Genomic DNA, 12,139 nt, shown 5'->3' on the forward strand with positions numbered 1-12,139 from the left:
GGGATCTTGACTAATAAATGAACGTGATCTAATTGAACATTTAATTCCACTATTTCTATATGGAGCTGTTCACTCAAAATTCTTATTTGTCTGTACACCTCTTTCCCTACATTATTTTTCAATATTCGGAATCGGCATTTGGGCGTCCAGACTATATGGTATTGACAATGCCATAGCACATGCGATGCTTTTTCGAATCTACTCATGGTTAAATCCTTATCAGTTATGGGGATAACAGATTCGGATTTTCCCATGAGTAGCCTTACTGGCAGAGCCTAAAGTCGATAACCACGTCCATAGGACGTGGTATTCAGTTAGAAATCATAACGTTTCTCGCCAAAACGTTTATTATTTGACAAATAAAGCTCAATTCGTAGAATGCTGTCTTCTAAGTCTATAAGACTCGTAAGCGTTTACGTTAATCAACGCATATAACTACTGTGATACACGCAGTTATATGCTGTTGTGTATCGCAAATAAGGAGTCTTTCCCATGTCGTTCCAAGACAGAAATTACATTTTAGGTATTCCTAAACTTCCTGCCCGAGCTATGATTTTCTTAGTTCCTTTTTTCTTATCGTTTGTAATGAGCGGAATTGTTTCTTTTATCAGTACGGTTAAAGCACTAGGTTTAACACTGATAATGGTATCACCATGGATTAGTTCATGGGGGCTATCGTGGATGATTGCTTTTCCAACTGTCTTATTTGTATTGCCGTTTGCACGTAAGCTTTCATTATTATTCGTGAAGTCTGCATAAGGCCAATAACGTTAGGTAGTGGCCAAAATCTGGCCACTTATTCTTCACAAACTTTAGTTAAAAAGCATACTTCACACCCAAAACAACGCCAGTATTACTATAACCAGCATCACCAAGCTGCTGTGTGACGTTTGTCCAGATATTCAGATGACGGTTCAATTTGCCTTCCATACCCAGCTTTAATTCCCCAATATTACGCGTTCCGTCCTGATAAATATGTAACTCACCCAACTGAGCGCTGGCCTGCTTACTGTTATAAAGCCAGTTAGCCTCAGTATAAACGGTAAATAACTTATCCTGGCCTTTATCCCGTTCACTCACCCCATCCCGCGACAGTTTGATGCCTAAACGCGTTTGAATATTGTCTTTCGCATCAGCTTTAACCCTAGTGCCGTTCAATTCTATATGATTATTCGACGACTGACCGCTCCATGTTGCCTGGGCTTGCGGGGTAATAAAGACCTGACCATTTTGCCCTTGATAGACAGGCAGGCGATAGCCTGATTCAATCGCAGCATTAAAACCATTAATGTTATAGCTTTCGGTCGATAATTGATTACCATTTACGTTGGCATTAAACCAGTTGTACTGTAACCAGCTATCAATATAAACGCCATCGTGGTTTTTAGCATTTTGGTACCAGGTACCGTATACGCCTGCACTATAGCCATTTAAATCACCTTTAGATGATTGACCACTTAAGGTGGACCCAGTATGGCTGCTAATATGACCGTAACCAAACATCACACCGACACCAAGCCGATCGTTTTCAGCCAACCGAGTATCAAAAAGCTCACCACCGCCTTGAATGACGTATTTGTTAGACTGAGTCTTAAGCTGTCCGGAATTATCACGAAAACGGGTATGTGTACCCACTTGGCGTAGCCACATACTGGAGTTTTCTGCCCGCCCCTCGCGATCGGCTAAACGTAGATTAAATAATGAGCTAGCTTCGGTGATATTAGCCAAATAGCTACCGCTTTCAGGTCGTAAAGTGGAACCTTCTTTATTGCCATCAGATAGCGAGGAGCGTAAATACCAATCACCATCTTCAGTACCGAGACTATTTTTATGTAAAAAATACTCATAGGCTCCGGCAACCACGCGATTTTTTAAGGTAAAGGTACCATCGGACTGCCCCTTAACCTCAATAATGTCAATACCGTTAATCGTCTCTGCTCCCTGTCCTCCAACATTGTTGATAATAACATCGGTTTGTCCTGAGGTATCCCCATTCACGATGAGCTTATCTGTAGAAGAAGTATCATCACCAAGCTCGGTATTCAACACCAATATGCCGTGCTTACCAGTATAGTTATTGGTTACTGAGAAGGAGGAGCCTGGCATACCATTAAAGGCAATTGAACCGGCATTCACCAACTCGCCCACTTCTTGATTAAAACCGGCTAAGTCCATACTTCCGTTAGTATTAACCGTATATTGAGAGTTAGGGCTGAAGGTATTGTCATTACCAGCTTTCAAACTGCCACCATCAATGGTTGTCAAGCCACTGTAGGTATTTGGCGCAGTGAACGTGGTTACACCAGAGATAAAATCAATTGATCCATTTCCCGTCACCATAGGAGAAAAGATATAATGCTCATCACTTCCTGCCGTGTGGTTAAAGACAATATTGCCATTACCAGAACCAAACGTGATTTCAGGAGCCACTAAAGTTCCCGGGGCGGAAGCGGATTGATTCGCGGCAGCGCCAATATTCAGAGTTCCGTTAGTATCATCGAGCACAGCGATATTAACGCCAGCTAGGGCTGAAACTGTCGCCCCTTCGGCAATGGTTAAAACACCATCCCCCTGATAACTGATAACAAGTCCATTTGTATTTTCCCAGCGCGATCCTGAACCAGTGACAGTAACATCAGCTGTGGAACCTGTATATGCAGCAATAAATCCGTTATATGAAGAAACATAACCGCCATTATTAATAGTCAGTGTTCCATTACCTGCTGCTCCAATGTATAACTCACCGGAATTGTCCCAGTGCGATCCTAAGCCAGTGACAGTAACATTAGCCGTGGAACCTGAACCCGACGCAATAAACCCCGTTTTATCTTCGAGTTTACCGCCATCGCTAACCGTTAAACTTCCGTTGCCACTGAAGGCTACATTAAGCTCTTCAGCAATAGACCAGCGAGATCCCTGACCACTAATAGTGACTTCACCTTTAGAACCGACATAAGGTGAAATCAGCCCATGTTGAGTAACAATAGTACCTCCGCTGTTAACGGTTAGAATACCATGTCCTCCATAGCCAACATCAATCCCATCCGCGTTGATTATCGCACCATCACTAACCTCGACTATAGAAGTAGTGTCGTGAAAGCTAGCGTTACCACCATAGGCAAGCAGCAGCCATTGTGTAAGGTTTAGGCTCGACCCAGTACCGGTTATGGTTAAATAATCGGTTCCCCCTGGATTATTTGCCCCCATAAAAATAGTTGAAGATTTTGGTACCGCTGATAGCATATTAACGGTGGCGCCGTTCTCAATAGTAAGGGAGCCATTCCCCTCATTACCCAGAAATACGCCATTATTGACGTTCCAAACTGAGCCTCGTCCGCTGACGGTGACTGAGCCATTCTGTCCTTGACTGTTTCCTATGGTGGTAACTCCACCTGTAGTTATTAGTTCACCGCCATTGTGAATAATCAGAGACCCGTTAGCACTATCACCAAGAGATAAATTATTAATTGTAAAGCTGGTACCGCTGATGACTGGCCCCTGACTCCCGCTTTGGTTTATTCTTACAAAATCGAAACTTCCTGGTATCCTTCCTGCGTTCCAATTGACCGCACTGCCCCAATCAGTTGAACCGTTATAGTTCCAGTCAATTGTTGCTGTGGCGCCTATAGAGGGAAACATACATAACCATAAGGTTAGCGCTGAATACGAGATAGTTATTTTGGGTAATGGCTGTCTTATCTTAAATTTCACTTGCAATCCTTGTCGATAAATATAGCTCCGATAAAAGCTAACCTTCTAAAAACATTCTTGATTAAACTAACCTAGATAATGTTGTAAATTTATCCGTAAACCGTGTTTGGTTAGCCTGCTATATAAAACAGCTAACTTTTTTTGTATAAGAATAAACAAATAAAACTATATTTAAATTATAATTAAGTAAGAATATTTTAATTGCTTAACATATAAAATTCTACCTATTTTTAGTTTTTTAAGTATTAAGAGTAAGGCATAAATTACACATCAATATGAAAAAATCACAATAACATGAATTTATTTAATTTAATCACCAAAACCTTCTTAAATATTAATTGATTTTACGATTACTCCAATCAGCTAATAGCGTTGCTCCATGAAACAAAAACATCAAGAAAACCAATTAAAGAATAAAAACCGATAGTTTAAAACGATTATATTGATGAGTGAAGAATTAATTCAAATGAGTGTTTTAAGTCAATTTAGTTTAAAAAATTTATAATGGTTATTATGAATTTTATGATGTCTAATTATCATTAAAAATGAATTGACCAAAAAGGCATAATGAGAACAATTAGCTGCACTATTGTCAGATGTTCTGCACTGGACCTGCTCTACTGGTCTCAAGTTCTCGTTAGTTATCCCTTTTCTCAATGGCCATCAGCAGATAAATTGCTCCTGAATGGCCACCACGAAACTAATTAAACGTCACTAACATCTCAGCCGAAGCCGTCACGGCACCTACCGGTAAACGACTGCCGCCGGAGCACAATCGCCAAGTTAATCGGTTTGATATTGATTTATTACTGTCAGTCGCATTGATATTACCAATCTTGACCGGCGTATTATTAAACGGTAAACCAGTGGTCATGTTACAAGCTCCACCGCCGGTTGTCCCGGTATCCATTTCACCGGTAATGTAACCGCCCCCCTGATTTAACGCTAATCGGGTTGCCTGCCCATTATAAAGACCGGATATCGCTCGAAACTGTAGATTAATATTAGCGCTAATCTTATCGCTAGCTTGACCGCAGTTAACAACAATTGGATAACTCTTTTGACCCAGTTCAGCACCCGGCGTTTTACTATATGTCACCGTACTAAAATCAATATTCGCCGTGGTATTAATCGTGCATTCTAACGTCGAGATTCGTAAGGTGATATTACTCGGAAAAATTTGTACGATCCGGTCACCAGTATAGGTAGACGAATAACTGCTATAATACAGTGGCTCAAGATTTACCTCTGAACTAGTTTGAGTCCCATCGGCAATAATCACCCAAGTACCTACACCACGAGAGGTTCGATTATAAGAGATATCATAGAATTTATTGATCGCTGTCATGCGTGGCGGTAGACACCACTGATAGAGTCCGACCGGATTAGTGATGGTGGTTTTTCCTGCTGTAGCACTGGTGATCGGTAATCCAATGGTACCGTTCAGCGTTTCAACCGTGCCATTATCGGTCTTATAGTTTGCTAAAACCGTTGCTCGAGGAATAATTCCCACCCCTTGCCCAATCGGATAAACTAAGTAGCCATTCACTAATTTTAGCTCGCTTGATGAGATACACGTACTTTTGGAAGTTGAAATACTCGCCAGACCATAGCTTGTTAGCAGTGAAGAACTATCCATGGTACCGGCAAGCTTGACATCGAAAGGCATCCCTTCCCAAACAATACCGCTCCCTTTACCAATGGTGATAGTTTCAGCCTGCAACGGAGCCATCAGTCCGAAGAATAACAAATACATATAAGTAGCACAGACGATTTTTTTATGATTAATCCAATCTGACGATAAAACGTCTTGGCGATAAATAAGGTTCATGGCGTCGCTCCTTCGCACGTAACCTGAGTTTGATGAAGTGGGTTATTTTTTGACGGCACACTATTGGTTAAGTTAAAACGAGCCCGGCATTGCTGATCGATTGCTGGCCCCCATTGTGCCGTCAGACTGCCAGTTTCCGGTAACCCACTGAGATAGACCTGCCCGGCATCGCCAACAATGCTGGTATTTGGCACACTGTTAGCTTCAGGATTGTCAAATCTTGCGATAGCACCAAACGGCACTGGCGTATGATTACTTTGGATCAACGTAATCAGTGCTTGAAAACCAACTCGGGTAGCAAAATTAGCCAATATTACTGCCCCTTTGGTCGGGTAAATATTCAGACTGGATTGCGTCACATCCACATCGTCCGGTAGAGTTGATGGATCAAGGCTGATGTTATTTTTCTGATAGTCTGACAGGTAAGGCACCACGGCTTGCCCCCAATGATTGGTCCGGCTACTACCGTTGCCGACCGCAACCCCACTGGCTCCCGGCGTGCTTACAATAGCCACCGCACTACCCAGAGTTTGGCTTAGCGTCACCCCTTGCGGATGCACCACAACACCACCGGTTGCTCCCATATTGACTGACCGGTAACTATCGCCATAACTATAGCCCCCACTCACCATCCCCTGACTGCCTTGATAGCTGGAACTTAACGTTCCATTAGTCCCCTGGCTTTGATTACCGTAGCCCTGTATCACGCTATAGGCTAAATGGTCCTCCAGCGCTGTACCGGTGATCCCCGCCTGTTGCTGCTGATTACCCTGATTATTATGGCTTATTTGATAACTGGCATACATATTGCGTACCGATTCGGCATTACTAAACAGGTTAAATGGAATCTGTACATTCATGGAAATCTGTCGATTTTCAGGCCAATCGCCCCCACCGTTGCCGCTATTCTGTACACGGTCAATTCGATAGGTCAGACCATAGCTAATCCCCTTATAGCTGCTGTTATATCCGGCCGACACCGAGTTATTAACCCGACCGCTGCCCCAGTAGTTATCACGACTAGCGCTAATGAAAAGTGAGCCCCATGAAGCCATATCTTGGTTAACTTGCAGTTGAATGCTATTGCGTTGCCGCTCTAGCGCCCAAGGCAATTGGTCATCATTCAGTTGATAACCAATATTATTGGCATCTGAAAAACTGTAATAGTTCTGGGTTGAATAACGATAGGCCGCCAGATCGATAGAGGTACCGGTACTGAGTAGGCTTTTAGCATAGCGAACGCGATAAGCGTTCCCGCGTTGACGTTCAGTCAGGCCCTTTATCTGTGCGCTGGCAAGAGTGATATCCGCAGATAAGGCTCCAACATCTCCCAGAGAAACGCCGCTGCCAATCACGGCAGAATAATACTCTTGCGCCACCAGACCACCGCCGTACAGGGTAATATTGTTAGGTAAACCATACATCAGCGTACCCAAACCAAAATTCATCTGTTGAGACCCATCAGTAATACCGCCATGGTAACGACCGGTGGTCACTTCATACTTTATGCCGCCAGTCCGCTGCATTATCGGTAGCGATGAATAAGCTAACGTCTGGGTATGTACGCTACCGTCAGCTTCAGTAATGGTCATGGTCAGATCGCCCGCTTGGCCGGTTTGATACAGATCGCTAATACTGAACGGTCCCGGTGCTACGTAAGTCTGATAAATCACACTGCCGTTTTGGCTGAGGGTAACCCGGGCGTTAGTCGACGCCACACCTGAAACCAGCGGAGCAAATCCTCGCAGGCTATAGGGCAACATCTCATCATTGGAATTCAGCTTAATGCCCCTGAATGGAATGGTGTCAAACACCTCGTTACCGGTACTATTTTCACCAAATAAAATCTCTGAACGCAGAAATTGAATATCCCGCTGAAGATAAGTATTGGTAAATCGGGTATCCGTTTGGCGACTACCGAATTGGTTATTATTGGTGTTTTTCGAATTACTGTAGGTCATGTCGCTTCGCAAGCGCCAAGCATCCAGATTAATTCCACCGCGTAAATTGGCAAATAAGCTGTCCTGTCGGGAATGGCTGTTTTCCCATTGCCCTTCCTGCCAGTTACGGCTACCGTTCAGGTTATAGTTCAGTAATAACGCCGGTACCCCTTGTTCCCATAACGCCGGGTCGACGGAGCCCTGAGCATGAGACTGCATTGCTACCTGAGGAATACTTAAGTCCAACCGTAGCAATGACAAATCAGCCTTGATCTTAGATTCTGGAATCAACGCCGCTAAATCAAATATTGGCTTATCTATCGGCATCCCCGAAAATGCCGGTAATATGGTGGTATTCACCCCCAGATCGTGCAATTGCTTTGGTGTTAACGTCGGTTGAATTTTGCCATCGGAATTTTTTTTAAACTGAATGCTATATTGACCTTGTTCATACTGATTAACATACAGCGTAAAAAAATATTCCCCTTCCGGCAGTTGTCCCGCCGTCTCAAAAGTCGTTAAGTCAACCATCGCCGCCTGTTGCTCGCCGTTCAGCGACAACAGACCAGGGTCAAAATAGTCCCGCCCTAACGCCGGTAGTGCACAAGTCAGCAACAGAGATATCACATTAAAACGCTTACAGAGGCATAGATTGCCGTCATGACTAAGTTTGTTATTTTTCATATCCATTTAACTTTTCATTCGCGAAATTTAATGTGGGGTTAGCGACTGACGTTGGCCGGGCGTGTTCCAGCCCTCTTCATCGATCAATTGCCACTCAACGTCGCCGCGTGTTGCCTGCGGTAAGTGATACTGTTGCTGCCCTTTTGGAGGAACCATCAAGCGCATCTGGTCGTTATTGAGCTTGTAATTGCCAATACTCAAGTGTGAAAACGTTAGCCAGAAAGGCGTTGGGTTATCGGCAATCAGCGTATCTCCTTGCTGACTGAATTTAAGCTGTACCGCCGCTTCCTGAACACCTCGCTTAGGCAATCCTTCCGGCCGGTAAAACAGCTTCATATTAGTCACCACGGTTAAAGTCACACTGGGCGTAATTTGCTTATCTTTCGGAACAGGTTGGCCGGGGATGGCTTTCATTGAGATAAAATAGACCGACTCCCGATCGTTCGGTAACTCAACGCCGGTTCGACGGATACGCAATACCAGTTCTTCCCCGGGCTCAAAACGTTGGAGCGGCGGCGTGATGATAAATGGCATGGCCGTGGAGGTACTGTTTAGCAATCCCACATTACCGGTGTCGGTATCAACCGGTTGTATCCATGACTGCATTAGATACACGCTGGAGGTTTTGTTATAGGCACGCAGAGTAACGCCTCTTTTTTCACTTTCCGGGTATATCACCCTCAGCACATAAAACGAGATGCCAGTGGGATCTTTCTGTTCGGCAGAAACGCTCAGATTGATGGTGCTAAAGGCAAGAACCATAAGCCAGCGGGTTATTGATGGTTTCACGGCGCCTCTCTACGGGTTAATAAGGAAGATTGACAGCGCGCTGAAGCGCCACCGTAGTCAGTGATCAACTGCCAGTAGGCCTGTGATATTGCTTGAGTGATTGGATAATCCTGATAACTCATCGGCGGGATCATTGACGGATAACGTTCGAGATCGACGACTTGATAGCCCAACGTCAATTGGCTAAAGGTCAGAAAATAAGGGCCCGGGTTGGTTATTCGTACCCGATGACCGTTCTGTGACAATTGTAACTGGCAATAGGTTTGCTCTGGTGTAACGCTCAGCCCCTGCGGACGGTAAAACAGCTTGAGCAGAAAGCGCAATCCCATGGATAACCGAGACTGTTCCGCAATGGACACATCACCCGGCAATGAAGGGATGGCTAATACCGACAGATAAAATAACGACTCCCGATCTTCCGGCAGCGGAGTATCTCCCTGTCTTAAAATACGCAGTACATTGCTGCTATTGGCCGCTAATCTGGCCAATGGAGGCGTTACCATAAACGGTGCCGGGTTCGAGTTATCCAGTGACAGCTGCACGCTGGACTGAAGCAGATATAACTGCCCCCCCTGATTACCGATCGTCACATTCTGTATGCTATTCGCCCCCGAATAAATCACACGGGTTTGGTTAAGATGAATGCCACTATCTGCCCGAACTATAAAATTACAGAGCGTACTCAGACAGAGAAATAGCGCTCCCGTCAGGCCGCGTTGAGTGATGTGCATTGGCAAGATCCTCTAGGTTCAGCGATACACAAAATCAAACACGATACGCGCACTAACCCTGCCCGGCCGCATGTTGGCGTCCTGACAGTTTGTGGCTGAACCGCACGCTATACCGGCAAAAAATGTAACGTCTGTGTCCGTCGTTGCAGTTAAATTGAGATAATCCCCGTTGGTAATAGACGCCTGATTATATAGCGGTATCGTGTCGCTCTTAGCCAGCACGATACCAAACCCCTGTGATACGGAATCGGCACTGCTACGAAATAGCCATTTGCCGTCACGCGTCATTCCTTCACCCGTGATTTTAATCGCGGGCGTAAGCCCAGCTTGATAATCACCACAGCTACGGATTTGCAGGGTAAATGGCTGAGCAGAAACAAGTGTGCTCCCACGCATGGCAGACATCTCAACAGTACCTAGATGTAATGCTGTTTTATCCAGACTTATCTGGCAGGTTCCCTGATTAATCGTGGCCGAATAATTCAGAATAATCGCCTGTGCGGTGGTTAACCCCACTCCGTAGGACAGTAATATCAGGCAGGTACTAACGCACCATTTACCGAATCGCTTGTACAAATCCATTTTGAGCTCCCTGATCGGTAATCGTTTTCCAACTTACCTGCCCCCGCTTTAATCGCGTCGGATAGGTATGAGTTCCAAATGGAGCAATCATTGGTACGCCATTTGGCGGCATTAACGATAATTTTTGCCCGCCAACGGTAAGTTCCGCCAGATTGATAAAGTAAGGAGAGGAATTCGTCACTTTGAGCCCATTGCCAACCAGCTCAAATTGTAGATCCCGTTGAGCGTTGTCTGAACTTCCGCTGAGTCCTGCCGGGCGATAGAAGATTTTAATGATATTGCCAACGCCGAATTGAGCCGTTCCGCTGATGTCTTTAGATTGACTCTCTGTCGGTGAAGTCCGACTGGCGGGTATCGCTCGCGCGTTAAAATAGAACACGGATTCTCGATCTTTCGGCAGATGACTGACCTGACCAATAATTCGCATTTGATTAGTGGTATTAGGTTCAAGGCGAAATAGCGGTGGTGTTACGTTAAAAGGAGCAGTCTGTAGATTATCTGGGGCCATTGTCACCATCGCCTGAACCAAATAAGGCTGATCGGACATAGTATTACGTACCGTTACGGTAATGCTATTTACACCTTCAGGATAAATCAGGCGAGTGGTGTTAATACCAAAGCCATCAGCGAGGGCCGTTGTAACCCATACTAAACTACCGGTGACGATCAAAAATACGCGTAGAAATCCTTTCATCGATTAATTTCCGCTGTTTAAAATGGACGAGCCGCCCTCGCGGCTCCCCATAGAGAACGATCAGTTATAGGCAAAGCTAAACATGATTGGCGCACTAACGTGACCAATTTGCGCCTGAGCTGTTGCAGAAGCTAATCCCGCTTCTAACGAAATAACTTTGCCATTAAAGTCAGCGACAGCAGGCGTAGTACCCGCTGTCGCCACAGTTAGCTTATCGTTATTTTTTAAGTAGTTAGAACCACCATTTCCAAGTACTTTCAACATCACGCCCGTTGTTGTACCGGTAGTATTAAAGATATTTGGGCTACCGCCCAGCGTTTGTCCCGTCACAACCAACTTAGCCGAATCACCTGCAGCCAGCGGTGCCAAACAGTTACTCAAACCGACGGTAAATGGTTTTACGCTGGCAGCAACGGGGGTTGCGACAGCCGTAAATTGGTTTGGTGTGTAGTTACCTAAATCTAAACTATTAGCAGACAGGGACACATCACAGGTTGCAGCCACAACATCACCAGTGATGGTTATCTGGGCATTAGTTCCTGCGTTAACAGTAAAAGCTGCGCCCATCACTAACATTGTCGTTAATACGATGTTTTTTAGTTTCATATAAATAAATTCCATATACTTATTAGGATAACTATCAATACTTCATTCGGTTTAATTGCAGGAATGAAATACGATGCTGAAATATAACCAACATTAAGATTTAACTCTTAATGGTTATATTTTATTGGTATAGATTATTGGCCTTTTAATAAATTGCTTTGTCATCATTAACAGATGATGACAACTCAATGAATCTTTTTCACCTTAAAAAATGTTATTAATAAACATTTTTCATATAGGGTTATTACTCTGATTATCTAAATTTCATAAGCGTTGCTTATTATCACCTGCTCGGTGATTTTCAATCACATCATTAATTATCACATTGAGATATATAGTGTTTAACGCCCTCCTTCCCATCTAAGAAAATCAAAAAATAATTATAATTATCCATTTAAGTGATAGATGTATAAAAATCATATCAAGTTATTTTTAAAAATGTAAATCAAGAGGCCAATTCATTGCCAATAGTAGTTTTTTAAAGGTAAAGAACCATTATCAGCATACGTTAATCCATTTTTATTTAGAGGTTATTGATTCATTCATCATGAATATCATTATTCTTTAATGA

10 protein-coding genes are annotated in these 12,139 nt (G+C 43.9%); 1 reads left to right on the plus strand and 9 read right to left on the minus strand.

Annotated elements, in window-relative coordinates:
* The coding region (gene tnpA / locus BMZ28_RS16120) for an IS200/IS605 family transposase (protein ID WP_139211632.1) at nt 1–206 on the minus strand (206 nt) is incomplete at its 3' end.
* 286 nt (nt 207–492) lie between these two features.
* Here tnpA and BMZ28_RS16125 point away from each other — a divergent pair.
* The gene (locus BMZ28_RS16125; protein ID WP_074824815.1) at nt 493–759 is read left to right on the plus strand and encodes a DUF2798 domain-containing protein; all 267 of its coding nucleotides are present in this window, start codon (nt 493–495) and stop codon (nt 757–759) included.
* Between the two features lie 57 nt (nt 760–816).
* Here BMZ28_RS16125 and BMZ28_RS16130 read toward each other — a convergent pair whose 3' ends face one another.
* The 8 genes from BMZ28_RS16130 to BMZ28_RS16165 all read right to left on the minus strand — a co-directional run bounded on the left by BMZ28_RS16130 (nt 817) and on the right by BMZ28_RS16165 (nt 11,568).
* Nucleotides 817–3,639 carry an autotransporter family protein gene (locus BMZ28_RS16130; RefSeq protein ID WP_074824819.1) on the minus strand — a complete coding sequence of 941 codons (2,823 nt, stop codon included), beginning with the start codon at nt 3,637–3,639 and terminating at the stop codon, nt 817–819.
* Nucleotides 3,640–4,411: 772 nt separating this feature from the next.
* A complete protein-coding gene (locus tag BMZ28_RS16135) occupies nt 4,412–5,542 on the minus strand; it encodes a hypothetical protein (protein ID WP_248296116.1) in 1,131 nt (376 codons plus the stop codon).
* A complete protein-coding gene (locus BMZ28_RS16140) occupies nt 5,539–8,166 on the minus strand; it encodes a fimbria/pilus outer membrane usher protein (RefSeq protein ID WP_136655912.1) in 2,628 nt (875 codons plus the stop codon). Before BMZ28_RS16140 ends, BMZ28_RS16135 begins: the two co-directional genes overlap by 4 nt.
* 27 nt (nt 8,167–8,193) lie before the next feature.
* Nucleotides 8,194–8,955 carry a fimbrial biogenesis chaperone gene (locus BMZ28_RS16145; protein WP_248296115.1) on the minus strand — a complete coding sequence of 254 codons (762 nt, stop codon included), beginning with the start codon at nt 8,953–8,955 and terminating at the stop codon, nt 8,194–8,196.
* Complete coding sequence (locus BMZ28_RS16150; protein ID WP_053007584.1) at nt 8,952–9,686, minus strand: fimbrial biogenesis chaperone; 735 nt, start codon at nt 9,684–9,686, stop codon at nt 8,952–8,954. The genes BMZ28_RS16145 and BMZ28_RS16150 overlap by 4 nt, the downstream gene beginning before the upstream one ends.
* A gap of 18 nt (nt 9,687–9,704) precedes the next feature.
* Nucleotides 9,705–10,268: a fimbrial protein gene (locus BMZ28_RS16155; RefSeq protein WP_074824821.1), complete on the minus strand. Its 564-nt coding sequence runs from the start codon at nt 10,266–10,268 to the stop codon at nt 9,705–9,707.
* Nucleotides 10,243–10,962 (minus strand): fimbrial biogenesis chaperone, encoded by a 720-nt coding sequence (locus BMZ28_RS16160; protein ID WP_074824823.1) that lies wholly within the window; start codon nt 10,960–10,962, stop codon nt 10,243–10,245. The genes BMZ28_RS16155 and BMZ28_RS16160 overlap by 26 nt, the downstream gene beginning before the upstream one ends.
* 60 nt (nt 10,963–11,022) lie before the next feature.
* Entirely contained in the window at nt 11,023–11,568 is a 546-nt protein-coding gene (locus tag BMZ28_RS16165; protein WP_053007585.1) for a fimbrial protein, read from the minus strand.
* Nucleotides 11,569–12,139 lie beyond the last annotated feature (571 nt).

This window comes from Pragia fontium DSM 5563 = ATCC 49100 (genome assembly GCF_900112475.1).
GTDB classification, from domain to species: Bacteria; Pseudomonadota; Gammaproteobacteria; order Enterobacterales; family Enterobacteriaceae; genus Pragia; species Pragia fontium.